The 26,699-nt window shown below is 68.9% G+C and carries 28 protein-coding genes and 1 pseudogene; 12 read left to right on the forward strand and 17 right to left on the reverse strand.

Going from position 1 to position 26,699, the window contains the following annotated elements; translation table 11 throughout:
* On the reverse strand, positions 1-1,069 hold a 1,069-nt coding region (locus tag PMI01_RS14020; RefSeq protein ID WP_007669761.1), incomplete at its 3' end, for a cache domain-containing protein.
* A gap of 414 nt (positions 1,070-1,483) precedes the next feature.
* Here PMI01_RS14020 and aroC point away from each other — a divergent pair.
* Positions 1,484-2,605 carry a chorismate synthase gene (gene aroC, locus PMI01_RS14025; RefSeq protein ID WP_007669762.1) on the forward strand — a complete coding sequence of 374 codons (1,122 nt, stop codon included), beginning with the start codon at positions 1,484-1,486 and terminating at the stop codon, positions 2,603-2,605.
* 13 nt (positions 2,606-2,618) lie between these two features.
* On the opposite strand, the gene PMI01_RS14030 is transcribed toward aroC, so the two are convergent.
* Positions 2,619-3,500 carry a LysR family transcriptional regulator gene (locus PMI01_RS14030; RefSeq protein WP_007669763.1) on the reverse strand — a complete coding sequence of 294 codons (882 nt, stop codon included), beginning with the start codon at positions 3,498-3,500 and terminating at the stop codon, positions 2,619-2,621.
* Between the two features lie 166 nt (positions 3,501-3,666).
* Between PMI01_RS14030 and PMI01_RS14035 the strand changes: the two genes are divergently transcribed.
* Positions 3,667-4,041 carry a nuclear transport factor 2 family protein gene (locus PMI01_RS14035; RefSeq protein WP_007669767.1) on the forward strand — a complete coding sequence of 125 codons (375 nt, stop codon included), beginning with the start codon at positions 3,667-3,669 and terminating at the stop codon, positions 4,039-4,041.
* A gap of 34 nt (positions 4,042-4,075) precedes the next feature.
* On the opposite strand, the gene PMI01_RS14040 is transcribed toward PMI01_RS14035, so the two are convergent.
* Positions 4,076-4,288 (reverse strand): hypothetical protein, encoded by a 213-nt coding sequence (locus tag PMI01_RS14040; RefSeq protein ID WP_007669770.1) that lies wholly within the window; start codon positions 4,286-4,288, stop codon positions 4,076-4,078.
* Between the two features lie 360 nt (positions 4,289-4,648).
* Here PMI01_RS14040 and PMI01_RS14045 point away from each other — a divergent pair, with 360 nt between their 5' ends.
* Positions 4,649-5,155 (forward strand): response regulator, encoded by a 507-nt coding sequence (locus PMI01_RS14045; RefSeq protein ID WP_007669774.1) that lies wholly within the window; start codon positions 4,649-4,651, stop codon positions 5,153-5,155.
* Here PMI01_RS14045 and PMI01_RS14050 read toward each other — a convergent pair.
* A complete protein-coding gene (locus tag PMI01_RS14050) occupies positions 5,136-5,534 on the reverse strand; it encodes a DoxX family protein (RefSeq protein WP_007669775.1) in 399 nt (132 codons plus the stop codon). The genes PMI01_RS14045 and PMI01_RS14050 overlap by 20 nt on opposite strands.
* A 182-nt stretch (positions 5,535-5,716) precedes the next feature.
* Here PMI01_RS14050 and PMI01_RS14055 point away from each other — a divergent pair, with 182 nt between their 5' ends.
* Positions 5,717-5,947 (forward strand): hypothetical protein, encoded by a 231-nt coding sequence (locus PMI01_RS14055; RefSeq protein ID WP_007669776.1) that lies wholly within the window; start codon positions 5,717-5,719, stop codon positions 5,945-5,947.
* Positions 5,948-5,996: 49 nt separating this feature from the next.
* Positions 5,997-6,806, forward strand: coding sequence for an aminoglycoside phosphotransferase family protein (locus tag PMI01_RS14060; RefSeq protein ID WP_007669777.1), 810 nt, complete (start codon positions 5,997-5,999; stop codon positions 6,804-6,806).
* A gap of 30 nt (positions 6,807-6,836) precedes the next feature.
* Here PMI01_RS14060 and PMI01_RS14065 read toward each other — a convergent pair whose 3' ends face one another.
* Together PMI01_RS14065 and PMI01_RS14070 are read right to left on the reverse strand one after the other, a co-directional pair.
* Positions 6,837-7,466: an isochorismatase family cysteine hydrolase gene (locus PMI01_RS14065; protein ID WP_007669779.1), complete on the reverse strand. Its 630-nt coding sequence runs from the start codon at positions 7,464-7,466 to the stop codon at positions 6,837-6,839.
* Between the two features lie 113 nt (positions 7,467-7,579).
* Positions 7,580-7,927, reverse strand: coding sequence for an antibiotic biosynthesis monooxygenase (locus PMI01_RS14070; protein ID WP_007669783.1), 348 nt, complete (start codon positions 7,925-7,927; stop codon positions 7,580-7,582).
* Positions 7,928-8,055: 128 nt separating this feature from the next.
* Between PMI01_RS14070 and PMI01_RS14075 the strand changes: the two genes are divergently transcribed.
* Entirely contained in the window at positions 8,056-8,958 is a 903-nt protein-coding gene (locus PMI01_RS14075) for a LysR family transcriptional regulator (protein WP_007669786.1), read from the forward strand.
* Between the two features lie 4 nt (positions 8,959-8,962).
* On the opposite strand, the gene PMI01_RS14080 is transcribed toward PMI01_RS14075, so the two are convergent.
* Together PMI01_RS14080 and PMI01_RS14085 are read right to left on the reverse strand one after the other, a co-directional pair.
* Positions 8,963-9,328: a DUF1801 domain-containing protein gene (locus PMI01_RS14080; RefSeq protein WP_007669788.1), complete on the reverse strand. Its 366-nt coding sequence runs from the start codon at positions 9,326-9,328 to the stop codon at positions 8,963-8,965.
* Between the two features lie 88 nt (positions 9,329-9,416).
* Positions 9,417-9,803, reverse strand: coding sequence for a MerR family transcriptional regulator (locus PMI01_RS14085; protein WP_007669790.1), 387 nt, complete (start codon positions 9,801-9,803; stop codon positions 9,417-9,419).
* Between the two features lie 93 nt (positions 9,804-9,896).
* Between PMI01_RS14085 and PMI01_RS14090 the strand changes: the two genes are divergently transcribed.
* Together PMI01_RS14090 and PMI01_RS14095 are read left to right on the forward strand one after the other, a co-directional pair.
* Entirely contained in the window at positions 9,897-11,153 is a 1,257-nt protein-coding gene (locus PMI01_RS14090) for an NADH:flavin oxidoreductase/NADH oxidase family protein (protein ID WP_035036239.1), read from the forward strand.
* 68 nt (positions 11,154-11,221) lie between these two features.
* Positions 11,222-11,551 carry a hypothetical protein gene (locus tag PMI01_RS14095; protein WP_007669797.1) on the forward strand — a complete coding sequence of 110 codons (330 nt, stop codon included), beginning with the start codon at positions 11,222-11,224 and terminating at the stop codon, positions 11,549-11,551.
* Here the strand turns inward: PMI01_RS14095 and PMI01_RS14100 are convergent.
* The 4 genes from PMI01_RS14100 to queC all read right to left on the reverse strand — a co-directional run bounded on the left by PMI01_RS14100 (position 11,548) and on the right by queC (position 13,951).
* Positions 11,548-11,916: a YciI family protein gene (locus PMI01_RS14100; protein ID WP_007669799.1), complete on the reverse strand. Its 369-nt coding sequence runs from the start codon at positions 11,914-11,916 to the stop codon at positions 11,548-11,550. The two genes, PMI01_RS14095 and PMI01_RS14100, sit on opposite strands and share 4 nt — an antisense overlap.
* Positions 11,917-12,118: 202 nt before the next feature.
* Positions 12,119-12,484 (reverse strand): 6-pyruvoyl trahydropterin synthase family protein, encoded by a 366-nt coding sequence (locus tag PMI01_RS14105; protein ID WP_007669801.1) that lies wholly within the window; start codon positions 12,482-12,484, stop codon positions 12,119-12,121.
* Positions 12,485-12,557: 73 nt separating this feature from the next.
* Positions 12,558-13,190: a 7-carboxy-7-deazaguanine synthase gene (gene queE, locus PMI01_RS14110; RefSeq protein ID WP_007669804.1), complete on the reverse strand. Its 633-nt coding sequence runs from the start codon at positions 13,188-13,190 to the stop codon at positions 12,558-12,560.
* Positions 13,187-13,951, reverse strand: coding sequence for a 7-cyano-7-deazaguanine synthase QueC (gene queC / locus PMI01_RS14115; RefSeq protein ID WP_007669814.1), 765 nt, complete (start codon positions 13,949-13,951; stop codon positions 13,187-13,189). The genes queE and queC overlap by 4 nt, the downstream gene beginning before the upstream one ends.
* A gap of 557 nt (positions 13,952-14,508) precedes the next feature.
* Between queC and PMI01_RS14120 the strand changes: the two genes are divergently transcribed.
* Both PMI01_RS14120 and PMI01_RS14125 read left to right on the forward strand, forming a co-directional pair.
* Positions 14,509-17,331: a TonB-dependent receptor gene (locus PMI01_RS14120; RefSeq protein WP_007669815.1), complete on the forward strand. Its 2,823-nt coding sequence runs from the start codon at positions 14,509-14,511 to the stop codon at positions 17,329-17,331.
* 166 nt (positions 17,332-17,497) lie between these two features.
* A complete protein-coding gene (locus PMI01_RS14125) occupies positions 17,498-19,030 on the forward strand; it encodes an ATP-binding response regulator (protein ID WP_035036244.1) in 1,533 nt (510 codons plus the stop codon).
* Between the two features lie 17 nt (positions 19,031-19,047).
* Here PMI01_RS14125 and PMI01_RS14130 read toward each other — a convergent pair whose 3' ends face one another.
* Entirely contained in the window at positions 19,048-21,027 is a 1,980-nt protein-coding gene (locus PMI01_RS14130; RefSeq protein WP_007669817.1) for a hypothetical protein, read from the reverse strand.
* 250 nt (positions 21,028-21,277) lie between these two features.
* Between PMI01_RS14130 and PMI01_RS14135 the strand changes: the two genes are divergently transcribed.
* Positions 21,278-22,009, forward strand: a complete 732-nt coding sequence (locus tag PMI01_RS14135) for a LuxR family transcriptional regulator (RefSeq protein WP_007669818.1) — start codon at positions 21,278-21,280, stop codon at positions 22,007-22,009.
* Positions 22,010-22,054: 45 nt separating this feature from the next.
* Here PMI01_RS14135 and PMI01_RS14140 read toward each other — a convergent pair whose 3' ends face one another.
* Entirely contained in the window at positions 22,055-22,795 is a 741-nt protein-coding gene (locus PMI01_RS14140; protein ID WP_007669819.1) for an enoyl-CoA hydratase/isomerase family protein, read from the reverse strand.
* A 370-nt stretch (positions 22,796-23,165) separates the two neighbouring features.
* Here PMI01_RS14140 and ccrA point away from each other — a divergent pair, with 370 nt between their 5' ends.
* Positions 23,166-24,440 (forward strand): crotonyl-CoA carboxylase/reductase, encoded by a 1,275-nt coding sequence (ccrA, locus tag PMI01_RS14145; protein ID WP_007669820.1) that lies wholly within the window; start codon positions 23,166-23,168, stop codon positions 24,438-24,440.
* Between the two features lie 21 nt (positions 24,441-24,461).
* Here the strand turns inward: ccrA and PMI01_RS28200 are convergent.
* From PMI01_RS28200 to PMI01_RS14155, 3 genes and pseudogenes are all read right to left on the reverse strand, one after another.
* Positions 24,462-25,658, reverse strand: a pseudogene (locus PMI01_RS28200) (MFS transporter); the annotation flags it as partial.
* 77 nt (positions 25,659-25,735) lie between these two features.
* Positions 25,736-26,257: a GFA family protein gene (locus tag PMI01_RS14150; RefSeq protein ID WP_007669824.1), complete on the reverse strand. Its 522-nt coding sequence runs from the start codon at positions 26,255-26,257 to the stop codon at positions 25,736-25,738.
* 11 nt (positions 26,258-26,268) lie between these two features.
* The coding region (locus PMI01_RS14155) for an NAD-dependent epimerase/dehydratase family protein (protein WP_007669826.1) at positions 26,269-26,699 on the reverse strand (431 nt) is incomplete at its 5' end.

Raw genomic sequence — 26,699 nt, forward strand, 5'->3', positions numbered from 1 at the left:
GGAGAGGGGTCGAGGATGCCGCCCCGTCCTCCGCCGTCTGCACCAGGCAGCCGTACCAGCCCATGCCGGCATAGGTCTCGTAGCCGGGCGTCAGGGCGTAGCCGACCGTGCGGGCGCCGTCGGCGTAGCTGCCCAGGGTCCCGCCGGTGGTGTCGAGCTTGAAGGTCTCCTCCAGCACGCCCTGGCCATCGGAAGCGGCCAGCACCCGGTGGTTCTGGTCGAGCAGCAGCACCCGCGAGCGGGCCTTCTCCTCCTGCGTCAGGCGCACGCCGTCGACCACCGCCTGAGCCTGGGGCTTCCAGTCGAAATGCACGCCCAGCACGCCCAGCACCTTGCCATTGGCCTGGCCGCCGGCCCGGATCGCCGTGGCGTAGGTGGCGACCGGGGCGTTGTTCAGGGCCGGCGCCCGCTCGATGTCGCAGACGGTGAACTCGTCGCCCGACCGGGTGCGCAGGGCGTTCTTGAACCAGTCGGCCTCGGCCACCGAGGCGGTCTTGGCGGCGGGGTACCTGTCCGGCCGGCCGCTGGCGACCACCCGCCCGGACGGGTCGCAGATCCACAGGTCCAGATAGACCGTGTAGGCGTCGAGGATCACCTTCAGCCGCTGGCTGGCATAGGCCACCGCCTCGCGGCTGGGGGCGGCGACGCAGTCGACCACGGCGCTGTCGGTGGCCCACCAGCGTACGTCGCAGGTGCGCTCATAGAGATTGCGGTCGATGATCTCGATGGCGTTGAGCGCCAGGTCGGCCAGGCGCTGGCCGCGCAGGTGGCCCAGGATCGCCCCGCCGATCTTGGTCAGTTCGTCGAGGTCGGCGCGCACCTGGCTCTCCAGGGCGGCGGCCACCACGTCGATCTGGGTGGAGATGGTCTTGAACTCCTCGGCGACGATCGCGAAGCCGCGCCCCGCCTCGCCGGCCCGGGCGGCGACGATCAGGGCGTTGATGGCCAGCATCTTGGCCGAGCGGTTGACGTAGGCGATCTCGCCGATCTTCTCGCCGGCCACGGCGCTGAGCCGTTCGGACAGCTCCAGGATGCGTTCTGGACGGAGGCTGGCGTCTTCGTTGGCCATGGGTGGTTTCCCCCGAAACCGGGCGGCGGGACGCGGAAAACCCGAATCACTCGCCAGACGGGCGAGAATGACACCAGTGTCAGGTTCGCGGCATGGGGGTAGGACACTCGGTCGCGCGATTTGGTGGGACGGCCGCCGATATCACCCAAGATTGCATAAATTGGCGGCAAACCTTGCCCGTCGTCGCCTTATAGTTAACCAGGATTGTGGCGACCGCGGTCAGAGGTTCGCGGATGGCGGCTCGCTTGCCCCCACCTGGCGGCTTCGCCGCCTGTCCGCCCCCATAGGGGGCGGAGCCCCGCGCTCGAAACTCTTCCCCCTATGGGGGAGGAGCGCCGTAGGCGCGGAGGGGGCAAGTGTTCACCGCACCGTCCCCTTTTGCGAGCCGCCCCGCTTTCCTCTACAAGCCCCCGCATGTCGCACAACACCTTCGGCCACCTGTTCCGCGTCACCACCTGGGGCGAAAGCCACGGCCCGGCCCTGGGCTGCGTGGTCGACGGCGTCCCGCCCGGCATCGCCCTGACCGCCGATCAGATCCAGGCCTTCCTCGACAAGCGCCGGCCGGGGAGCGGCAAGTTCGTCACCCAGCGCCAGGAGGCCGACGCGGTGAAGATCCTGTCGGGGGTGTTCGAGGACGCGCGCAGCGACGGCCAGCGCACCACGGGCACGCCGATCTCGCTGATGATCGACAACACCGACCAGCGCTCCAAGGACTATGGCGAGATCGCCCAGGCCTTCCGGCCGGGCCACGCCGACTATCCCTATTTCGCCAAGTACGGCGTCCGTGACTATCGCGGCGGCGGCCGCAGCTCGGCCCGCGAGACCGCCGCGCGGGTGGCGGCCGGGGCCATCGCCCGCCTGGTGATCCCCGGCGTCACGGTGCGCGCCGCCCTGGTGCAGATCGGGCCGCACAGGATCGACCGCGCGCGCTGGGACTGGAACCAGATCGAACAGAACCCCTACTGGTCGCCCGACGCCGACATCATCCCGGTGTGGGAAGAGCACCTGGAGACCGTGCGCAAGGCCGGCTCCTCGACCGGCGCCGTGGTTGAGGTGGAAGCCACGGGCGTGCCGGCCGGCTGGGGCGCGCCGCTGTACGGCAAGCTCGACGCCGAACTGGCCGCCGCCCTGATGTCGATCAACGCCGCCAAGGGCGTCGAGATCGGCGAGGGCTTCGCCTCGGCGGCGCTGTCGGGCGAGGAGAACGCCGACGAGATGCGGATGGGCAATGACGGACCGATGTTCCTGTCCAACCATGCGGGGGGCGTGCTGGGCGGCCTGTCGACCGGCCAGCCGGTGGTGGCCCGCGTGGCGTTCAAGCCGACCTCGTCGATCCTGACCTTGCGCCAGAGCCTCAACGAGGCCGGCGAGGAGGTCGACCTGCGCACCAAGGGCCGCCACGACCCGTGCGTCGGCATCCGCGGCGTGCCGGTGGTCGAGGCGATGACCGCCTGTGTGCTGGCCGACGCCTTCCTGCGGCACCGGGCGCAGACCGGCGGCGGGGCGTTCACGCCAGGCGGCGAGGGACGAGCCTGACCCGGACGCCGCTCTAGGTTACGCGGAGGGCGCGGATGAGGGCGGAAAGCGCCGCCGATTGATGGCGACGGCCCGGATAGTAGATGAAGAAGCCGGGAAAGGATGGCGACCAGTCCTCCAACACCCTGATGAGCTTGCCCTGGTCGATGTAGCCGGCCACCTGATCTTCATAGGCCAGCCCGATGCCCAGGCCGGCCAAGGCGCCCTGGATGACGAGGCTCGTGTCATCGACGACGAGCGGCCCGGTGACGGTGGTTGTCACGGGGGCGCCGCCCTTCTCGAATTCCCATCGGTACGGGCCGCCCGGCAGGCGGAGCCCAATGCAGTTGTGGGCGCTCAGGTCCCGCGGGTTCAGGGGGCGGCTCCGCGTCGCGAAATACTCCGGTGAAGCGACGGCGGCCAGCCGCAGTTCCTGGGTCACGCGCGCGGCGACCATGTCCTTCTGAATGAATTCCTCGAGTTGGATGCCGGCGTCGAACCCGCCCCCGACCAGATCGACCTGACCCGTGCAGGTGGACACATCGAGCACCACCTCGGGATAGGCGGCGGCGAACGCGGGAAGCTTGGGCATCAGCACCGAGAGCGCGGCGGATTTCGAGACGGCAAGACGAAGCCGGCCGGCCGGCCGATCTCGCGCGGTGCGGACTTCGTTGAGCGCGCGATCGATCTGCTCGAGCGCTGGCGACAGGCTCTTCAAGAGCTCGGCGCCCGCGGAGGTCGGCGCCACGCTCTTGGTCGTCCGGGCGAGGAGCTGCAGCTCCAGCCGACGCTCCAGGCCGCGGATCGTGTGGCTCAGCGCCGACTGCGTGACCCCAAGCCGCGCCGCGGCCCGCGTAAAGCTTCGCTCGGTGGCGACGACGGCGAACGCCGCGAGGTCATTCAGTTCGCTCTTCATGAAATCAACTCATGAGTCCTATGCGGTTAGGCGCACTTTTCTCATATATAAGCGCGATCTAGAATAATCTCCATGGCGACTGGGGGAGAACGCCCCAGAACGGAAGAATGGGTCCGTCACCCTCGCTCTCGAAGCAATCCCCGACACCAGGCAGTGGAGTAAATCTATGGAAGACGCTGAAGATACTTTGAGAGCCTTGGCGAAAGTCTATTTCGACGCCGCGTACGACATGGACGCGGAGCAGTTCCAGACGATATTTCACCCCCTCAGCGCCGTAACCAGAATTGGCGATGACGGCGGGGTCAGCGTGATGCCGATCGAGACCTGGCTGGCCGGCGTGCGCAATGCGACCGCGCCGCGAAAACTCGAACTCGAGCGCAAGGACGAGGTTGTCGCCATCGATGTTTCGGACAATCTCGCCCTGGTGAAGCTGAGGCTTCAGATGCCGCCGCGTTACTTCACCGACCTGCTGTCATGCCTGAAGGTGCAGGGCGCCTGGAAGATTGTTCAGAAGGTGATGTCGGTCGACGTCCGCCAATAGGTTCGCCCACCCGCAAGCAAGCGCTTCTCGCGCCCTACCCCTTGCGCGTCTCCGGCCATTCCTCGGGGCGCATGATCAGGGTCGGGCGCAGGAACGGCGACTGGACGCGGTCATAGGCGAAGAGATCGAGATCACGGCAGATGAGCTGAAGCAATTCGCCGCCACTGACTTCCGGGGCCGGCTCGTCGTGCATCTGGCCCCAGAGCTCCAGGGCCTCTCGTTTGATGAGATCGTCGCGTGACGCCATGCGAATTGAAACTCCTTCCCGCCCTCAACTCTTCGCCGCCTGACTCGTTCCTGAGTTTTTCGTTGACAAACGAAAATCAACCGCCGCTGTCGTTAACTATAGTCTTGGATCCAGCGGCCAGATCGCTTCGAGGCCCGCCGAGCCCCTCGGGCCGGCGCACGATGGGAGCCGCGTCCCCGCGCGCGCCCTCCCGACCTCGCCACCGCTCGGCCTGACGCCTGAAAACACTCGGTTTTCCGGCCGATTTCCGATTGACCGATCATTACACCCCCGTAATGTCTCGCTGGTCGGGCGGCCTCGCGGAGCGCCTTCCCGTCCCGGTTGCGCCCCGCGTGATCCTGACCGACGAACCGAGGGCGCGTGCGCTTCGATCTGCTGAAGATCCTGCTGGTCGACGACAATCAGCACATGCGCATGCTGTTGACCGAGATCCTGCGGGCGCTGGGCGTGCGCCACGTCTTCGAAGCCCTCGACGGGGCCGAGGCCCTGCAACTGCTGCGCGGGACGCCGATCGACATCGTCATGACCGACCTGACCATGGGGCCGCTGGACGGCATCGACTTCGTCAACCTGCTGCGCAATTCGCCCGACAGCCCCGACCCGTTCGCCCCGGTGATCATGATCACCGGCCATTCCACCCAGCGCCGGGTGGCCGAGGCCCGCGACGTCGGAGTCAACGAGTTCCTGGCCAAGCCGGTGACGGCGCGCGGCGTGATCCACCGCATCAACCTGATCATCGAGCACCCCCGCCCCTACATCCGCTGCGAGACCTATTTCGGCCCCGACCGCCGCCGGCGGCAGGACCCCGGCTTCACCGGTCCCTGGCGGCGCGGCGGCGATCCGGGGGTCACCGAGCCGCCGTACTGAGCCGCACCGGGAACACCGCCCGCAGGGCCGGGTCGCGCAGATAGAGGCCGCCCCAGGCCAGCAGGCCCAGATAGACCCCGAACAGCACGTGGCTGGCCAGCGGGTCGCCGACCCGCAGGTGGCTGGCGATCGCCCCGCCCAGCACGCCCATCAGCAGCACGGCGCCCAGCACGGCGGTGCGCGGAATGACGTAGAGCGCCAGGATCACCAGTTCGATCACGCCGATCGGCCGCGCCAGTCGGTCGGAATAGCCCAACTGGGTCAGGGCGTCGGTCACCGGCTGGATCTTGACCAGCTTGATGACGCTGTCGAACAACATGAACAGGATCAACAGGCCGCTCAGCACGCGCCCGATCCACAACATCGCCTTGGTCTTCATGGGATAGCCCTCCTTTGGTTGGTTCTGGTCGAAGGACGTGCGGGAGGGATCAACGCCGACACTGAAGTTTCGTTTTTTGATTTCCGCGGATCAGGAGATGGACACATCGCGGCCATCGGACGCGGCGACCCTGCCGGTCCGCCAGACTACAAGCCGCCTCCCGTTCCAGCGAGTCCCCCGCCATGACCGTTCGCCGCGCCACCCTCGCCCTGTCCCTGCTGGCCGTCGCCCTGAGCGTTCAGGGCTGCCTGGCCGTCGCGGCGGGCGGCGCCGTGGTCGGGGCGACCGGGGCCGTGGTCGGCACGGGCGCCAAGGTGGTGGTCGCCACCGGCAAGGCGGTGATCCCCGGCGAGAGCAAGAAGGACCGCGAGAAGCGCGAGTTCAAGGAATGGAAGAAGCAGCAGGGGGATTGAGGACGCCCGCCCCCTTATCGACGCCCTCCGGACGCCCTATCTCGGCGGGATGTTCGCACCCTATCTGAGCCGCTGGGACCTGGTCCCCGACGGTGACCCCATCCTCACCCCCAACGGCCGTCTGCTGCCCGTGCGGCGCGGCGGCGAGCCGGCGATGCTGAAGCTGGCCAAGGACGAGGACGAGCGCTTCGGCAGCCTGCTGATGGAATGGTGGGGCGGTGATGGCGCCGCCCGGGTCCTGGCCCGCGACGGCGAGGCCATCCTGCTGGAGCGCGCGCAGGGCGACGCCTCCCTGGCCGACATGGCCCGCACCGGGCGAGACGACGAGGCCAGCCGCATCCTGTGCACGGTGGCGGCGCGGCTGCACGCGCCCCGGCCCGCGCCGCTGCCGGAACTGGTTTCGCTCGACCGCTGGTTCCGCGACCTGGAGCCGGCCGCCGCGGCCCATGGCGGCATCCTGGTCCGCAGCCTCGAGGCCGCCCGGGCGCTGCTGGCCGATCCGCGCGAGGTGGTCCCGCTGCACGGCGACCTGCACCACGACAACGTGCTGGACTTCGGGGAGCGGGGCTGGCTGGCCATCGACCCCAAGCGCCTGGTCGGCGAGCGCGGCTTCGACTACGCCAACATCTTCACCAACCCCGACCTGGCCGACCCGACCCGCCCGGTCTCGACCCAGCCGGGCCGTTTCGCGCGGCGGCTGGAGGTGGTGATCGCGGCCGCCGGGCTCGAGCGCCGGCGCCTGCTGCTGTGGATCCTGGCCTGGACCGGCCTGTCGGCGGCCTGGTACCTGGGCGACGACGACCCGGCCGAGGTCGACCTGCGGGTGGCGGAACTGGCGGCGGCCGAACTGGACCGCTGAGGCTTCAGGGCCGCCCCGCCACGCGTTCCCTCAAGCCACCGCCCCCAACGCCGCGACCACCGCCTCGCTGGTCAGGATCGCGTGGGCGAAGGTCGGGCCATTGAGGTCATGGGCGGCGTGCATGCCCTCGTCGCTGAACGCCGCCGTGGCGTCGCGGACCAGGGTGACGTGGTAGCCCAGCTCCGAGGCGAAGCGGCCGGTGCCCTCGATGCAGGTGTTGGCCACCAGCCCGATCAGGATCACGTGGGTGACGTCCTTCTGCTTGAGCCGGTAGTCGAGGTCGGTGTTGGCGAAGCCGCTGCTGCCCCAGTGCTCCTTGACCACCACGTCGCCGGCCTGCGGTGCGAAGTCGGGATGCCACTCGCCGCCCCAGGCGCCCTGCTCGAACACCAGGGCCTTGGCGCTGCCCTGCAGATAGGGCGTCGGGTGGTTGAAGCCGTCGAGGTCGCCGGGGGCGAAGCGGTGGTGGGGCACGATGAACACCGCCACCCCCGCCGCCCGGGCCGCCGCCGTCACCGCCTTCAACCGGTCGTGCAGGCCGGCCGCGGCCTGGGTCGCGGCAATGCGCGGCCACAGCTTGCCGCCGTCCGCCAGGAAGTCGTTGTAGGGATCGACGAACAGCAGGGCCGTGCGGCCCCTCTCGTAGATGACGTCCGGCATGGCCAGCGCTCCTGAACCCGTTCCCGTATGTTCCTACACCCGGGTTCAGAACGGGGATTTCCCGTTCGCGTCGTCTTTTGGACGATCGTGACGCGCTGGCCCTTCGCCGCCGATCAGCCGGGCAGCTTCGGCAGGACGAGGTCGCCGACCCGGTAGACGTGGAATTCGCTGGTGGAGACCGCGTCGAGCTGGCGGAACTTCTCGACGAACACCGGGTCGGAGAAGAACTCGCCGACATTGCCCTCGTCGGCGATGGCCTCGATGTTGACCACGGTCTGGCCGTCGGTGCTCTTGGCCAGGTTGCTCCACAGGAAGCCGGGTTTGCGTTCGGCCACGTAATGGACGACGTCCTGAATGATCGCGAAGGCCTCGTCCTGCTTGCCCGGATGGGCATGGATGACGTTGACGACAAAGACAGTGGCGTCGGGCTGGGGGCTGAAGCTGGCCTTCAAGGAATCCAAGGGAGTTCTCCGTATGGGTTGCCCGGCGCGATGACGCCGGACTCGTCAGATACGGCTCGGTCCGCGACGGAAAAACAGGCTAGAGGTCCTCTCAATTCGGACATGAAAGTCCGCAATTGGAGCCCATCATGGATAGCCTTGGAGCCCTGAACGTCTTCGTCCAGGCCGCCGAACTGCGCAGCTTCGTCGTGGCCGGGCGGACCTTGGGCATATCGTCGTCGGCGGTCGGCAAGGCGGTGGCGCGTCTCGAGGACAGCCTCGGCGTGCGGCTGTTCCATCGCAGCACCCGCAGCATCACCCCGACGGCCGAGGGCCTGCTGCTGCTGGAGCGCTGCCGGCGGATCTTCGGCGAGCTCGAGGCGGCGACCCAGGAGCTGTCGCAGGCGGCGCGGGCCCCGCGCGGCCGGCTGAAGGTCAGCCTGCCCCTGGTCGGCATGCTGCTGATGCCGCCGCTAGCCGCCTTCATGCGCGCCTATCCGGACATCGCGCTGGAACTCGACTTCACCGACCGGCTGGTCGATGTGATCGAGGAAGGCTTCGACGCCGTGGTCCGCACCGGCGAGCCTGGCGACTCGCGGCTGATGACCCGGACGCTGGGGACCTTCCGCCATCGGGTGGTGGCCTCACCGGACTATCTGGCCCGCCACGGAACGCCACGCGCGCCCGAGGACCTGCTGGCCCACGCCTGCCTGCGCCACCGGTATCCCTCGACGGGCAAGCTGGAGCCCTGGCCGCTGCACCGCGACGGCCAGGCGCTCGACCTGGACCCGCCGGCCGCCGCGACGGCCAGCCTGCTGGAGCCGCTGATCTACCTGGCCGAACAGGGGCTGGGCGTCGCCTGTCTGCCAACCTTCGCCATCGCGCGCCAGCTGGAGGACGGAACCCTGGCGGCGATCCTCGACGACCACGTGCGCAACCTCGGGACCTTCCGTGTCCTGTGGCCGTCGAGCCGCCAGCTGTCGCCCAAGCTGCGGGTGTTCGTGGACTTCCTTGCGGAGAACCTGTTCGCCCCGCCCCAAGGCTGGCGATAGGGCCTCACTTGGCCTTCAGCGGATCGCCCTTCTCGCGGTTCAGGGCGACGCCCGCGCGGACCAGCCTGGCGACGTCGGCGGCGCTGATCGCCTCGCCCTCGGACAGCTTGATAAACGCCATCTTGGGATTGTCGCCGCCCAGGCGGGCGTCGAGGTCCTTGAGCTCGACGCCGCGCCAGAAGCCGAAGGTCATCCACTTGGGGAAGGCCTTGATCAGGCACACCGGCCCGCCGGCCTCGAACACCGGGTGGCCCCACTTCATGGCCTCGACCACCTCGCCGGTCGCCAGGATGTCGGCGCGCAGGGCCTGGGCGGCGCTGGCCTGCCAGGCCGGAAGGCCGGAGATGTAGTCGTCGACGGTCTTGCCCATGGCGCTGTCCTTTTCGGGTTTCGGCCAGAGGACGTGGGAGGGCGCGCCGATCCGACAAGGGGGGCGAAGATTCTCGACGCTTTCCGAACTAGCCCGCCAGGGCGACGCGCGCACGGAGCGTTTCCCCCTCCCCCGCCTCCAGGGTGACGATCATGGCGGCGATCTCGTCGCGCAGGGCGGTCGAGGCGGCGATGTGGGCCTCGACGTCGGCCAACTTGGCGCGCAGGGGCGGGAGCAGGGCGTCGCAGGCTCCCGGATGGGGCGCGGACGCCACGCCGCCGGCCTGGATCTCCCGCAGCGAGAAGCCCAGCTTCTGGGCCCGTTCGATGAAGACGATCAGGTCGACGGTGGCCGGCGGATAGTCGCGATAGCCGTTCGCGGTCCGCCCCGCCGGCTCGATCACCCCCTCGGCCTCGTAGAACCGGATGCGCGACGTGGACACGCCCGCCGCCCTGGCCACCTCGCCGATCTTCATGGCGCGTCTCCCACTTGCCGCTTGACCTTCAACCTAGGTTGAAGGTGTACGCCCTTTCGATCGGACTTCAACCCAGGTCGAGCCATGTCGCAGATGCAGCCCCTTTCGCCCCTGTTCACGCCGCTGACCCTGCCCAACGGCGCGGTCGTGCCCAACCGCCTGGCCAAGGCGGCGATGGAGGAGAACATGGCCGACGACGACCACCTGCCCGGCGCCGCCCTGCTAGCCCTCTACGCGGCCTGGGCCAAGGGCGGGGTCGGCTTGATCCTGACCGGCAACGTCATGGTCGACCCCACGGCGCTGACCGGCCCCGGCGGGGTGGTGCTGGACGCCCATCAGCCGCTGGAGCCGTTCCGCGCCTGGGCGAAGACGGCCCGGGCCGGCGGCGCGCAGGTGTGGATGCAGATCAACCACCCCGGCCGCCAGGTCCAGGCCGCCATGGGCCAGGAGGCGGTGGGCCCGTCCGCCGTGGCCCTGGACCTGGCCAAGTATTCCAAGCTGTTCGCCACGCCCCGCGCCCTGGAGCCGGCCGAGATCGCCGCCGTGGTCGAGCGCTTCGCCGTCGCCGCCGAACGGGCCGAGCAGGCGGGCTTCACCGGCGTGCAGGTCCACGCGGCGCACGGCTACCTGCTCAGCCAGTTTCTCTCGCCGCTCAGCAACCATCGGACCGACGCCTGGGGCGGGTCGCTGGAGAACCGGGCGCGGCTGCTGCTGGACGTGGTCCGCGCCGTGCGGGCCCGAGTGTCGCCGGGATTCTGCGTCGGGGTGAAGCTGAACTCGGCCGACTTCCAGAAGGGCGGCTTCGAGGCGGCCGACGCCACGGTGGTGGTCGGCTGGCTGAACGACCTGGGCGTCGACCTGGTCGAGCTGTCGGGCGGCAGCTACGAGAGCCCGGCCATGCAGGGCGAGGCGAAATCGAGCACCCTGGCCCGCGAGGCCTACTTCATCGACTTCGCCCGCGAGATCGGCGGGGCGGCCAGGATGCCGGTGATGGTGACCGGCGGCGTGCGGCGGCTGGCGGTGGCGCAGCAGGCGCTGGAGCCGAAGGACGGCCGCGACGGGGTCGACCTGGTCGGCCTGGCCCGCGCCATGGCCTTCGCCCCCGACCTGCCCGCCCGCTGGCGGCGCGGCCAGGCCCACGATGTCGTGCTGCCGATCGTGGCCTGGAAGAACAAGGTCATGGCCAGCCTGGCCGACATGGCCGTGACCAAGGTCCAGCTGAGCCGCCTGGGCGCGGGCAAGGCCCCCAAGGCCAGCGTGTCGCCGCTGCTGAGCCTGATCGGCCAGCAGCTGTGGACCAAGGGCCGGACCAAGCGCTACCGGGCCTGGCTGGCGCGGCGGGCGGCGTGAGGTAGCCTCTGGCCTGGATGACCCGCTCACGTTAGTCCAGTTTCACGGACGCGGATCGGAGCCAGCGGATGACGTTCAATCGCGAGACGGAGCTGCACGACGCGGTGCTTACCGGCGTCCTGTTCGACCCGCTCGGCGGAACGGCGACGATCGACCTGAAGCTCTATGCGACGCCAGGGGTCTCCGAGCGAACTCCCGGCCGGATCGTCTTTTCAGGCGTCCGCCATTTCACCGCGACGGGCGACGTCGCCGAAATGCAACGCAATGCGGCGCCGGGCAATGTGAACTACTGGCGTTGCGGCGGTCCGTCCGGATGCACGCATATCCATCTCGTTGACGGACACATCTCGATCCAGGCCGAGAAGGTCGAAACCTTCCTCCTGCCGACGGCGCCTTAACCCACCGCCTCGCCCGCCGCGTACAGCCGCATCGGCCGCACCTCGTAGGCGCCGCCGGGATTGGCCTTGCCCAGTTGGCGGGCGACGTCGAGGGCGTCGTCCATGTCGGCGACGTCGATCACGTAGAAGCCCAGGAACTGCTCCTTGGTCTCGGCATAGGGGCCGTCGTGCACGAAGGGCGGATCGGACTTGACCAGGGTCTTGGCGCTGCCGGTGGCCTGCAGCCGGCCCGACGGGCCCAGCTTGCCCTCGGCGATCAGCTTGTCATGGACAACCGAGAGCCGCGCCATGACGGCGTCGTCCTCTTCCTGGGTCCAGCCCATGACCTGGGCTTCGTTGTTGTAGCAGATCATCATAAAGAGCATTCGCGGCTTCCCCTGGCGTCACGGACGGCATGAGATAGGGCAGCACGCGGCAAGAAGGAAGACCGGCGTTTTTCCAATCACGCGCCCGCGGTCGTCATCCCCCGCTCTATGCGGGGGACCCAAGCCGAGCTGATCCAGAATTATCTGGTTGGCGCCGCTTGGGTCCCCCGAACAGGTCGGGGGATGACGAAATTTGAAGCGGTCAGAGCTGGAGCGCGCAGCTCTCGCCGATCGTCGGGCGCGAGATCACCACGCGCGACAGGCCGGGGAACTGCGGCGTCAGGCGGTCGGCGAAATAGAGGCAGAGGCGCTCCAGGGTCGGGCTCTCCAGGCCGGGGCGGTCGTTGAGCAGGCCGTGGTCCAGCTCGGCGGCCACCGCCTTCAGCGCCGCGTCCAGACCGTCCAGGTCGGCGACCCAGCCGGCGGCCTGCATGGTCCCGCGCACGCTGGCCTCGACCTTGAACGAGTGGCCGTGCAGCTTGCGGTAGCGATGGTCGGCGGGACCTTGCTCGATGTAATGCGCCGCGTCGAAATGCGCGGCCTTCGTGATCTCGAAGACGGGCTTCATCAGGTACTTCTTTTGACAAGGCCTGGGAGGCTCTAGCGGCTCGACCCTGTCACCAGGTCGAGCGCCTTATCCGTCAGGGCAGGCCGAGATATTTGTGCGTCTGGACGCTTAAACGCCATTGTGGGTGCGAAAGGCAATAGGCGACAGCCAATTGCGTGTTCCGTTCGCGGTCCGGCCCGTCCATCGGCTGCAGATAGAAACGCTCGAAATCCAGGGCCGCGAAGCGCTCGGGGAGCGCCTTGTCCTGGGGGTAGACCAGCTTCAGTTCCTGGCCGCGCGTCTGCACCACCGGGGCGTCGGCCTTGGGGCTGACGCAGACCCAGTCGATGCCGTCCGGCGCCGCGAGCGTGCCGTTGCTCTCGACCGCGATCATGAAGCCGCGGGCGTGCAGGGCGGCGATCGCCGCGGCGTCCAGCTGCAGCAGCGGTTCGCCGCCGGTGCAGACCACCAGGCGGTCGTCGGGGCCGCCGGTCCAGGCGGCTTCCACCGCCTCGGCCAGCAGGTCGGCCGTGGCGAACTTGCCGCCGCCCTCGCCGTCCACGCCGACGAAGTCGGTGTCGCAGAAGGTGCAGACCGCCTTGGCGCGGTCCTGCTCGCGGCCGGTCCACAGGTTGCATCCGGCGAACCGGCAGAACACCGCCGCCTTGCCGGCCTGGCCGCCCTCGCCCTGCAGGGTGAGGAAGATTTCCTTGACAGAGTAGGTCACGGCGCCAGCCCCTCCCGCCCCGCCGCGTCCCATTCCTCATACCCCCGCTGGCGCAGCTCGCAGGCCGGGCATTCGCCGCAGCCGTGGCCCCAGGCGTGCAGTTCGCCGCGTTCGCCCTGGTAACAGGTGTGGCTCTCGACCACGATCAGGTCGACCAGGTCCTCGCCGCCCAGCTGTTTGGCCAGGGCCCAGGTCTGCGCCTTCGTCAGCTTCATCAGCGGAGTCTCGATGACGAAGTCGCGGTCCATGCCCAGGTTCAGGGCGCTCTGCATGGCGTCCAGGGTGTCGCGCCGGCAGTCGGGATAGCCCGAGAAGTCGGTCTCGCACATGCCGCCGACCAGGGCCCCCAGGCCCCGGCGGTCGGCCAGGGCGGCGGCGTAGATCAGGAACACCAGGTTGCGACCGGGCACGAAGGTCGAGGGCAGGCCGCGCTCGGTCATCTCGATGGCGACGTCGGCGGTCAGGGCCGACTGGGCCACCGCGCCGAAGCCCTTGAGGTCCAGCACGTGGTCTTCGCCCAGGCGGTCGGCCCAGTGCGGGAAGCGCTCGGCCACCTGGCGGCGCACGGCGACCCGGGCCTGCATCTCGATGACATGGCGCTGGCCGTAGTCGAAGCCGACGGTCTCGACCCGGGCGTAGCGCTCCAGGGCCCAGGCCAGGCAGACGCTGCTGTCCTGGCCGCCGGAGAACAGCACCAGGGCGGCGTCGGCGCGCGCTCCAGACGAAGCGCCGGAAGCCGCGGAAACTTGGGAGGTGGACATGGCCCCTCTCTACACGAGGCCGCCGGGATTGGCACGTGGGGGACAGCATGGGGACACACACTCATGGCAGGGCCGGCGCGAACCTGGCCTGGGCGTTGCCGTGAGTGTGCGTCCCCGACCTTTCACAGGTCCCGCCATGAGTGTGTGTCCCCGGCTCATCACGTATGAAACAATCGTTTCGAACGCCGATATTTGGACTGTACCTTCAGCGCGAATAGGACAGTATGGATAGCGCGTGAGCCTAGTCCACGCACGGGATCGGGGCCTGGATCCACGCTTGACGCAACGTCAGGCGCCGAACCCTTTTTTCTAATTTCTCCGAAAACTTACCCGCCTCAGGTGAATGTGACCTTAGGTAAAGTGAAAAGGCGTAACCTATCGGTGATTACTTACGCCAAGGCCGGTTGACAGGCCAAGTTACCAAGTATGCAATCCGTTTATGCTGCGAAGGGTTTGCCGTACACCCCGCGTGGTGCACAAAAGTATGGCGCCGAGGAAACAACGCGACGTCCGCAGGATCCGTCATAAGGAGCCGCGACGTCCAGGGAGGGAATAGAATGTCGCAATCTCTGCGTATGCGGAGCCTGCTGGCCATGGGCGCTTCGGCGGCCGTGCTCGCAGCCGTCGCCGCCCCAGCCTTCGCCCAGACCGCCCCACAGGGCGGGGGCAACGTGCTCGAGGAACTGGTCGTCACCGCCCAGAAGAAGGAGGAAGCCCTTCAGGACGTGCCGATCGCGGTTTCCGCCTTCAGCCAGGACACCCTGGAAGCGCAGAAGATCGACGGCGGCCCCAACCTGATGCAGGCCATCCCGAACGTCAGCTTCGCCAAGGGCAACTTCACCAACAGCTTCAACTTCGCGATCCGCGGCATCGGCAACAAGGCCGTCGGCGTCTCGACCGATGGCGGCGTCGGCGTCCACGAGAACAACGCGCCCCTGCAGTCGGGCAATCTGTTCGACGCCGAGTTCTTCGACGTGGAGCGCGTCGAAGTGCTGCGCGGCCCGCAGGGCACGCTGTACGGCCGCAACGCCACCGGCGGCGTGGTCAACATCATCACCGCCAAGCCGACCGACGAGTTCGAGGCCAACATCCGGGCCGAGGTCGGCAACTACGGCACCCAGAAGCTGCGCGGCATGATCAACATGCCGATCATGGGCGACAAGCTGGCCGTCCGGGTGGCGGGCAACTACCTGAAGCGCGACGGCTTCGTCACCAACACCTTCAACAGCCACAAGGTCGACGACCGCGAACTCTACTCGACCCGCGTGTCGGTGATGTTCAACCCGATCGAGGCGCTGCGCACCAACTTCATGTGGGAGCACTTCAAGGAAGACGACAGCCGCTCCCGCGTCGGCAAGCAGCTCTGCACCAAGGACCTCGGCCCGGCCACGGTCGGCGGCGTGCCCAGCGGCGTGGCGCGGCGCTTCCTGTCCCAGGGCTGTCTGTCCGCCTCGCTGTACGGCGACGGCGCCTACGGCACGGTCAACACCTCGGGCACCCTGACCGGCGAACTGGGCAACATCTTCGGCTTCACCAGCGGCGACGCCAACGCCGGCGACACCACCAGCCGCAACCTGCGCGAAATCGAGTCGCTGTTCGATCCGATCTACCAGTCGAAGTCGGACATCTACCAGTTCAACCTGGCCTATGACCTGACCGAGAACCTGACCTTCACGGCCATGAGCTCGTACAGCAAGGGCAAGGTCTATACCAAGCTGGACTACAACCGGAACGTCTCGACCGTGCCGTTCAACAGCACGCCGCTGACCCCGGGCGGCTTCTTCACCGACCCGCAGGTCGGCGCCACCAACAAGTTCACGACGATCGACGTGTCGGCGGGCGATTCCAAGCAGTTCAGCCAGGAATTCCGCCTGCAGTCGGCCTTCGACGGTCCGCTGAACTTCAACATCGGCGGCATCTATTTCGACTACAAGACCACCACCGACTACTACGTGATCGGCAACTCGCTGACCCTGTCGGCCCTGGCCCTGAACTTCCAGCGAACCGGCAATCCCAACTGCAACCCGGTGACCCTGCCGACCAGCTGTATCGGCATTGACCCGAACGCCACCCCGGACGGCAGCGGCCACAACTATTATGACAACCGCTCGCCCTATCACCTGAAGTCGAACGCCATCTTCGGCGAGCTGTACTGGCAGGCCAACGAGAAGCTGAAGTTCACCCTGGGCCTGCGCCGCACCCACGACGACAAGCGCCTGCAGGTCTACGACACCGTCCTGCTGTCGCCGGGCATCGGCCTGAAGCAGAGCACGACGACGCCGGAAGAAAAGTCGGTCTTCAACGAGCTGACCGGCCGCTTCGGCTTCGACTACAAGCTGACCGACGACAACCTGCTCTATGCCTTCTATTCCAAGGGCTACAAGGGCGGCGGCTCCAACCCGCCCGCGGCGGCCGGCTCGGCCAGCGTCAAGCCGCAGTTCGACCCGGAATTCGTCAACGCCTTCGAGCTGGGATCGAAGAACACCCTGATGGGCGGCAGCGTGATGCTGAACGCCACCGGCTTCTACTATGACTATCAGGGCTACCAGATCTCCAAGATCGTCAACCGCACCTCGGTCAACGAGAACGTCAACGCCACGGTCTACGGCCTGGAACTGGAATCGGTCTGGTCGCCGGTCCACAACCTGAAGCTCAACGCCAATGTCGGCTATCTGCACACCAAGATCGCCAGCGGCGTCTCGTCCATCGACACCATGAACCGCACGCAGAGCAACCCGCTCTACACCGTGGTCAAGGCGGGCCCCAGCCTGCCCAACGTCGCGGTCGGCTCCAACTGCGTGCTGACCACCGCCGGGGTGGCGACGATCATCGGGGCCGGCGCGGGGGCCACCATCCCGTTCGCCTGCGGCGGCGCGGCGGTCTACCAGGCCTTCCTGCAAACCCCCGCCGCGGCGGGCGGCGCGGGCCTGCCGGCCGGCACGGCGGCCTTCCTGGCCAACGCCACGGGCCTGTTCAACTACGGCCCGGGCTATTCGATCGAAGGCACGGCGGCGAACCTGGGCGGCAACGAGCTGCCCAACTCGCCGCACTGGACCACCTCGGTCGGCGCCCAATACACCTGGGACTTCGCCGACGGCTGGTCGGCCACCCTGCGCGGCGACTACTACCGCCAGAGCAAGCAGTACACCCGGGTCTACAACACCGCCTACGACCAGCTGAAGTCGTGGAACAACGCCAACATCACCCTGAAGGTCGAGAAGCCCGACTGGGGTCTGCAGATCGACGCCTACGTCAAGAACCTGAGCAACAAGACGCCGATCACCGACGCCTACACCACCGACGACAGCTCGGGCCTGTTCACCAACCTGATCACGCTGGAACCGCGCCTCTACGGCGTCAGCCTGACCAAGTCGTTCTAGGCCAACGCGGCCCGGAATTCGGGCCGAGACACCACCAGGGAGGGCGGCGGAGCGATCCGCCGCCCTTTTTCGTGCGTCAAAATCCCGCGCCCCCCGGCCATTTACGACTCCGCAACGCCAATCGGGCCAAGGTGGGATCCCAATGGACGCCTGCCCGAACGGCCGCATGGACACGCTCGCCCGCCTTATCGACCGCCGAGCCCCGATCGACCCGACGACGCCGTGCGCCGACGTCCGGGCGATCTTCCTCGCCGAACCGCACGTCGCCGCCCTGGCCGTGGTCGAGCAGGGCAAGCCCGTGGGCCTGGTCTATCGCGACGTCATGCTGGGCCAGATGGCCGTCGCCGCCGACACCCTGGGCCCGCGCTCGATCGTCGAGGTGATGGACCTGGAGCCGCGCATCCTCGGCCTGGACCTCGAGCCCGGCGCCATCGTCGAACACATGTCGCAGAGCGCGGTCCCGGTGTTCCGCAGCGCCTTCATCGTCGTCGACGAGGCCGGGGACTATGCCGGAATCGGCGGCCTGGCCTCGCTGCTGAGCTCGCACCGCCGCAAGCAGCGCGAAGCCGGCGAGGCCATGGCCCTGGTCGAGCGCATGGCCACCGACATCGGCCATCACCTGGAAGGCGTGCTGGCCTTCACCGAACGGCTGGAGCAGTCGCGCCTGACGCCCGACGCCAGCGCCTATGTCCGCGCCATCGGCGAAACCAGCCGCGACATGAGCGCCGTGCTCGGCCGCGCCATGGACCTGCGCCGCGCCGCGGTGGGCGACCTGGCGCTCAACCTGGCCCCGTCCCTGCTGCGCGACCTCAGCGACGCCGTCGAGGCGCGCTGGAGCGCCCGCGCCGCCGAGGGCGGCTCCACCCTGCTGTTCTCCTATGACGGCGACCCGGAAGCCACGGCCCTGATCGACGCCGACCGGGTGCTGCAGGTGTTCGACGCCCTGATCGACAGCGCCCTGTCCAGCGGCCGCGGCGTCATCGAGGCCAGCCTCAAGGCCCGCGGCGTCGAGGGCGGGCTGCGGCTGGAAGGCCGCGTGCGCGACAACACCGGCGGCTCGCCGCGGGACCGCCTGGCCCGGGTGTTCGACCCGCTGGGCGCGGAACGCATCGAGGACCGCAGCGAACTGGCCCTGGGCGTGGGCATGGCCCTGGCCCACAGCCTGACCCGCGCCATGGGCGGCCCGCTGAAGGCCGAGGCCAATCTGGGCGCCGGCCTGACCCTGCAATTCTCGCTGGTGGCCCCGACCGCCAGCCTGGCCGACGACCACCACGAAGAGCCGACCCTGGACGCCCGCTCGGCCCACATCCTGATCGTCGACGACAACGCCACCAACCGCATGGTCGCCGAGGCTCTGTGCGAGATGTTCGACTGCACCTCCGAACAGGTGGTCGACGGCGTCGAGGCGGTCGAGGCGGCCCGTTCGGGGCGGTTCGACCTGATCCTGATGGACATCAAGATGCCGCGCATGGACGGGATCACCGCCACCCGCGCCATCCGCGAACTGCCCGGCCGCGCCGGCTCGGCGCCGATCGTCGCCCTGACCGCCAACGCCGACCCGGCCGACGTCCAGACCTACATCGCCGCCGGCATGCAGGACGTGGTCGAAAAGCCGATCAAGCCCGAACGCCTGGCCGTGGTGCTCTCGGCCCTGCTCGGCGGCGACGAGGACGAAGCGGACGCCGAAGCGGCGGCCTGAGGGCCGCCCGGTCCTAGCTAGCTGTATCGATACGGATAACCATAGAACACTACGTCCCCCCGCTTCCAGCCGGCCGGAATCTCGCTGGCGTCGCGCGGCGAGAAATAGAGCTGGGCGTAGGGTGGCGTGATGACCTCCAGATGCACGCCCACCGCGCCCGGATCGGCGCGGCCGGGGGCGTGGAACACGACGCCATGCTGCGTCCAGTCCCTGCCCTTGGCCTTGTCCGCGGTCTCGGTCGAGTAGTTGTAGCGCAGCGGGTTGGGCGCGCTGGTATCGGTGGGCTGCTCCTCGAACACGGCCAGGATGCCGGGCATGGACGCATGCAGCGCCCGGAACTCCGCCCCGCGCAGGGTCCAATCGGTTCCGTAGGCGAGGTTGGCGTTGGGCGAAAACCGGAAATAGCCCCGCGCCTTGTTCTCGTAGACATAGATCACCGCGCGGTCGGAGGCGGCGGGATAGGCGTGGAACGCCACCTCGCAGCGCTTCCAGTCTTTGGCCGGAGTGGGCTGGGGGGTATAGTCGAAGCTGGCATAGGGGTTGCTGCTCGGGGTGTCGGCATAGATCGGGACCGTGCCCGGCGCCGGATGGTCATAGGCGTAGAAGGCCACGGGCCCGCGCGTCCACCCGCTCTTGTTCGCCTCGGCCTCGCTTCGGGTGGAATAGAAGAACTTGGTGTTCGGCGCGCCGATCGGGCTTTCCCGGTAGACGGGAACGCTGGCGCCGACCTGGGTCCGGTGGACCTGGCACACCGCATGCTTGGAGACCCACTGCGTCTCATGCCCGATCAGCAGCTGATAGCCCTGGCCCGGCCTGGCGACGTCCAGCGCGGTGGTCGGGTCCTCGGGCCTGGCCCGGTGCAGGGCGGCGCGGACCACGGCCAGGTCGAAGGGATGATAGGGATAGGCCGCGCCGAGCGTCTCGGAGGTCAGCGACATGAAGAAGTCCATGATCTGGCCGCACAGGTCGCCGTACTCGATGTAGTCCAGCGTCAGGATATTGGGCCGCAGCGTGGCCGCCGCCCCCGGCACGCCGGTCTTCATCCAGCCCACGAAGGCCTCGATGTTGCGCGGGTTGTTCTTGATGGCCGAGTTCTCGCAGGAATCCAGGGTGGCGCCCGGCTGGATCTCCATCTGGGCCTGGGTGACGAAGAACCCCGCCAGCCCGTCGGCCTGCCAGTCCTTGAGGTTCTGGATGTGGTAGGGCAGCCAGCGCCCCGCGAACTCGTCATCCTTGTCGTCGCCGCCGAACGCGCCGATGTCGTCGCGCCACCACGGATCGAAGCACTCCAGGCGATAGCCGCCCTCGCGCTGGGCGCTGCCCGACGCGAAGGGCCAGATCGGGTCCCAGGTCGCGTCCTCGGCCTCCAGGTCGTCGCCGTAGAACACGATCACCCGCCCCGGCTGGGACTGGGAATAGAGGTTGTTCAGGGTCAGGGCGCTGACCGGGGCCGGCGCGATCAGCGGCATGTAGCCGGCCATCAGCGCGCGAAAATCACGGTGGTCCTGCGGTGTGAACGTCTGGCCGACCTGGGCCCCGAAGGTCTGGAACTTCAGGATGATGATTTCGCGCGGATTGGCGATCAGGAACTTGCGGACGTCGTTGAAGATGCACTCGACGGTCGGATCGGCGACCGGCTCTCCGTTCGCGTCGCACCGGGCCAGGATGCGGTCGCCCTCTTCCGACGTCTTCCCGATCCCGTGGTGGATCTTGAAGACGCCGTTGTCGACCTTGGGCCGCAGGTCGAAGAAGCGGATTCCGAGGTTCAGTTGCTCGGCGACGGACTTGCCCTGGGTCTTGGCCGTCCGGGTCATGCCGGAGGTGCCCGAGTCGTGGGATCCCGGGATGGGCAGCTGGTTCAGCGGAATGTCGCCGAAGGGATTGCCGGCCTTGCTGTCGAAATGGAGCCAGAGCGAGGCCATCCAGTTGGCGGGGCTGGGGGGCGCTGTCGCCGCGTCCCGGAGGGCCTCCAGCGTGGTCGGATCGAAATTGGCCATGTCGCCTCCGGACGGCGCGGCGTGAGCGGAGCGGGTGGGCGAGCGGCCGCCGGGCCCGCCGTCCACAGCTTCACCATTCCCGCCGGGAACGCAACCATGGCGCGCCGATACGGCCTCGCGCAGCCTCAAGAGTCTCCCGGCCCGCCTGAATGACTCGGCGTCGCACCATCGCGACGCGCTATCGTTGCTCGGTATGGCCTCCGCCCCTTGCCTGACCTAGACTTGACCCCGAACGGGGAAGACTGCGCGCGTGCTCAACACCGCCGAACAGGAAGCCTGGGATTTTCTCAGCAAGGCGCCGCACTACGTCGAACCCGAACAGGTCGAGGCGCACTTCGGGCGCGCCCTGGCGGCGTTCGGCTATGACCGCTTCTGCGCCACCCTGATCAACGCCGAACAGCTGGGCCGCGAGCCGCCCACCCTCAGCCGCCGCGACTTCGACGACTGGGACGCCCGCTACTGGGGGGCCCGCCACGTGGTCCATGACCCGTGTATCAAGCTGCTGCAGAAGTCGAACCGACCATTCGCCTGGAGCGACGCCAAGCCGCTGGGCGACAACCGCGCCCGGGCCATGTGGGGCGAGGCCGCCGAGTTCGGCATGAACGACGGCTATGTGGTGCGGGTGTTCGGCCCGGCCGGCCACGAGGTGCTGATCCGCATGGCCACGGCGGCCCTCCAGACCGACCCGACGGCCCGGGCCGTGATCGAGAGCCTGGCCACGGTGTTCGGCACCATCATGCTCAAGCACTGGGAACTGCAGGACGACAATCCCGACTACGGGGTGATCTCCGAGCGCCAGGCCCAGTGCCTGTTCTGGGCCAGCCGCGGCAAGACCGACTGGGAGATCGGCGCGATCCTCACCCTGTCGCCCCGCACCGTCCACCACCACATCGAGGCCGCCAAGAAGCGGCTGGGCGTGGTCAAGCGCCAGGAAGCGGTGATGAAGGCGGGCGAACTGGGGCTGCTGGCCAAGATGGGGTGAGTTCCGGACGGGGACAGGCGCATGCGCTTGTCCCCAGTCTGCCAGCTACTCCCGCCGGAACATCGCCGAGCGCTTGGCCATGAACGCCGCCACCGCCTCGCGATGGTCGGCGCTGGCCGCCAGGGCCGGCAGTTCTTCCTCGACATAGGAGCGCCCGTCGATCACCCGCTTGGCGGCCTCCACCGCCAGGGGCGCGCGCGAGGCGATCCATTCGGCCAGGCGGAAGGCCTCCGGCAGCAGGTCGGCCGGGGGATGGACGGCGGTGACCACCCCGTCGGCCAGGGCCCGCTCGGGCCCGAACTGGGCGCCGGTCAGCAGGTGGACCTTGGCCCGCGCCACGCCGATCAGCCGCGGCAGCCGGGTCACCGAGGCCATCAGCCCGATATTGACCCCCGAGGCCGCGAACATCGCCCGGTCGCTGGCCAGGCGGATATCGCAGGCCAGGGCCAGTTCCAGCCCGCCGCCGAAGCACCAGCCGTCGATGGCCGCGACCACCGGCACGCGCAGGGCCTCGACCCAGTCCATCAGCCGGTTGAAGTCCTGCACCGCCGCCAGGGCGTCGGCGGTGTCGCGCCCATGCGCCTCGCGCAGGTCGTCGCCGGCGCAGAACACCCCGCCCCGGCCGGTCAGCACCACCGCGCGGGTGTCGTCGTCGGTGGCGATCTCGTCGAGAATCCGGACCAGCTCGGCGCGGACCGCCAGGCCCAGGGCGTTGGCGGGCGGCGCGTCCAGCTCGACCAGCAGGATCGAGCCCGTGGGGCGGCTGACATGGATAAGCGAACTCATGCCGCGACCCTGGCCGATGGGGACGGATTTGAAAAGCACCTCCCCGTCCCCCCAACGGTTGTCATCCCGGGCGAAGCGCAGCGTAGCGCCGTCCGGGATGACAACCGTTGGGGGACGGAAAGGGATCCACGCCCGAACGCATCCCAGGGGCGAATTCGTTTCACGCGCAACCATGCTGCGTCGCACAAGATTTCCACTTGCCAGATTTAAACAGTTGTCACAGCTTAGGTGAATTCTGGGTGGAAACTTTCGCCTGGAAGCTAAAAATCGATGGATCGGCGCCGAGAATTGCCCGCGCGAAACGACCCACGGAGCGCTGAGAGCCGTTCGAGCGTTGTGTTGCAGCGCCGAAGAAGATCGGGGAGTGAGGATGACCGTCGCCACGCTGGACAAGACCGCCGTCAAGGACCTGTACGAGATCGGCGAGATCCCGCCGGCCTTCCACGTGCCCAAGACCATGTACGCCTGGAGCATCCGCAAGGAGCGCCACGGCAAGCCGAGCACGGCCATGCAGGTCGAGGTCGTGCCCACCTGGGAGATCGGCGAGGACGAGGTGCTGGTGCTCGTGATGGCCGCCGGCGTCAACTACAACGGCGTCTGGGCCGCCCTGGGCGAGCCGGTCAGCGTCCTGGACGTCCACAAGCAGGCCTATCACGTGGCCGGATCCGATGCGTCCGGCGTCGTCTGGAAGGTCGGCGCCAAGGTCAAGCGCTGGAAGCTCGGCGACGAGGTGGTGATCCACTGCAACCAGGACGACGGCGACGACGAGGAGTGCAACGGCGGCGACCCGATGTTCTCGTCCAGCCAGCGCATCTGGGGCTACGAGACCCCGGACGGCAGCTTCGCCCAGTTCTGCCGGGTGCAGTCGCGCCAGCTGATGCCGCGCCCCAGGCACCTGACCTGGGAGGAGAGCGCCTGCTACACCCTGACCCTGGCCACCGCCTACCGCATGCTGTTCGGCCACAAGCCGCACGAGCTGAAGCCCGGCCAGAACGTGCTGGTCTGGGGCGCGTCGGGCGGCCTGGGGGTGTTCGCCGTGCAACTGGCCGCCGTGGCCGGGGCCAACGCCATCGGCGTGGTGTCGTCCGAGGACAAGCGCGAGTTCGTGCTGCAGATGGGCGCCAAGGCGGTGCTGAACCGCAACGAGTTCAACTGCTGGGGCCAGCTGCCCACCGTCAACGGCCCCGAGTTCAACGACTACATGAAGGAGAGCCGCAAGTTCGGTAAGGCGCTCTGGCAGATCACCGGCAACAAGGACGTCGACCTGGTGTTCGAACACCCGGGCGAGTCGACCTTCCCGGTCTCGGTGTTCGTCGTCAAGCGCGGCGGCATGGTGGCCATCTGCGCCGGCACCAGCGGCTTCAACCTGACCATGGACGCCCGCTTCCTGTGGATGCGCCAGAAGCGCGTCCAGGGTAGCCACTTCGCCAACCTGATGCAGGCCAGCGCCGCCAACCAGCTGGTCATCGACCGCCGGGTGGACCCCTGCCTGTCGGAAGTCTTCCCCTGGGACGACATCCCCGCCGCCCACGAGAAGATGCTGGCCAACCAGCACCTGCCGGGGAACATGGCGGTGCTGGTCTGCGCGCAGCGGCCGGGGCTGCGGACGTTCGAGGAAGTGGTCGAGGTCGGCGAGGGGCTCTGAAGCGCCGCGCTTTCTGACCCCTCTCCCGGAGGGGAGAGGGCGCAAGCTGAGCAACCCCGCCGCCACGCCCGCCGCGACCACCACCGGCACCAGGGCCCCCACCACCGCGCTTCCCGCCGCCCCGCCGCCGATCAGGCTGGCCGCCGCCAGCGGTCCCAGGATCGAGCCCACGCGGCTGGCGGCGATGGCCGCGCCAACCCCGGCGCCGCGCACGGCGGCCGGGTAGTACAGCGGCCCCAGGCCGTAGAGGGTGAACTGTCCGCCCATCAGCAGGAAACCGCCCAGGAAGGCCAGGGCGGCGATCGCCCCGCCGTCGGCCGCGCCCGCCAGGGCCACCAGCACCGCCGCCAGCCCGGCGAACCCGGCCAGCAGCGGCCAGCGCGCGCCCAGCCGGTCGACCACCAGCCCGAAGGCCAGGCCGCCGGCCGCGCCGCCCAGGTTGAACAGCGCCGCCACGCCCGAGGCCGAGGACGGCGGCAGGCCGCGCGCCACCAGCAGGGTCGGCAGCCAGTTGAGCAGCAGGTGCAGGGTCAGGGCCACCAGGGCGTAGCTGACCCACAGGCACGCGGTGGCGGCCCAGCGTCCCGGCCCGAACAGGGCCCGGGCCGCGTCGCCGGCCTTCGCCTGGCTGCGGTCCGGCCGTCCGACCGGCAGCGTCAGGCGCAGCAGCGGCGCGACAACCAGCGGCGCCAGGCCGCCGACCAGGAAGATCGTCCGCCAGTCGGCCAGGGCCATGGGCGTGCGCGCCACCAGTCCGGCCAGGGCCCCGCCCAGCGGCATGCCACAGGCGATCAGCGCCACCATGGTCGCCTTGCGGGCCGGGCTGGCGCGCTCGGAGGCCAGGGCGATCAGCATCGGCATGGCCCCGCCCAGGCCCAGGCCGGTCAGGAACCGTACGGCCAGCAGCAGGTTGAGGTCACCGGTCGCGGCCGTGGCCAGGGAGAACAGGCCGAACGCCGCCACCGAGGTCACCAGCACCGGCCGCCGCCCGATGCGGTCGGCGATCGCTCCGCCCAGGCTGGCCCCGAACATCAGCCCGATCAGGCTGGCGCTGAACGCCCATCCCGCCTGGCCCGGCGTCAGCCCCAGGGCTGGCAGCATGCGCGGCGCCGCCACCCCCATCGACTGGATGTCGAACCCCTCGATCATCGCCGCCAGCAGGCAGACGACCCAGGCCGGCCAGGTGGGAAGACGCGTCGCGACGCTCGTTTCGGTCATGGCCCGCCCCCGGTGGTTCGCCTGGCTTGCGACTATAGTTCAAGCGCCGCGAAAACGGCGAGGCGGCGCATCGCCGGTCAGAACATGCCGTCGGTGTCGCGGCGGACCTTGCGTCTGGGTCGCTCCCACATCACGCCCGGATACCCCTTCAAGGGGGCCAGGGCCTCGCCCGCATAGCGCCAGTCCGGAGCCTCGTGCAGCGAGAGGTGATAGCGCGGCTCCCGGCCAGTGCGCTCGGCGAACAGCGCGCGGGGGATGTTGACCATGGTCGGCGAGCGGGCCCGTTCATAGAACAGCGGCGTCCCGCATTTCGCGCAGAAGCCGCGGGCCGTCCCCGCCTCGGCGTCCTCGAACCGGGTGATGCTCTCCGCGCCCCGCAGGATCCGGAAACGGCTGCGATAGCTGCCGACATAGGTCGCATAGGCGCAGCCCTGGGCCCGCCGGCTGGCGTCGGAATGGTCGTGCCAGGCCCAGCGGGCCGGGACGTCGATCTCCAGCGCCACCGCGCCGCAGACGCACTGGCCCGCCGCCTGGACGGCGGAGGCCTTGCGCGGCCCGGCGTCGGGACCGGTCTTGGGACGGCTTGCAGCCTTGCGCATGTCCAGCCTCTCTACCGCCCCATCTCGTCGGCCACCGTCCGCTCCAGGACCTCCTCCATCGGCGTCGGCTCCGAATAGCCCAGCCGCCGCCGGATCTTGGCGTTATCGACGAACAGCGGGTAGCTCAGGTCAAGCCCGGCGATGGCCGCCGCCAGCGCCCCGCGCGCCACGTCGGGGTGGGCCAACTGGACCTCGCCGGGCCAGCCCAGGTGCTCGGCGAAGGTCGCGGCCCAGGCCAGGTTGGTCGGGCAGTTGGCCCGGCCGAGGTTGAAGGTCTCGCCCCCGGCGGCCGGATGGACGGCCGCCAGGGCGATGCCCGCCGCCACGTCGTCGACATAGCCGACGGTCGCCCGCCAGGACGCCCAGGGATGGGGGATCACGAAGCGCGGCCGGCCCTGGGCCATCGGCCGGATCGCCCAGGAGAACCGCCGCTGGCGGGGGG

Source organism: Caulobacter sp. AP07 (genome assembly GCF_000281955.1).
Lineage (GTDB): Bacteria > Pseudomonadota > Alphaproteobacteria > Caulobacterales > Caulobacteraceae > Caulobacter.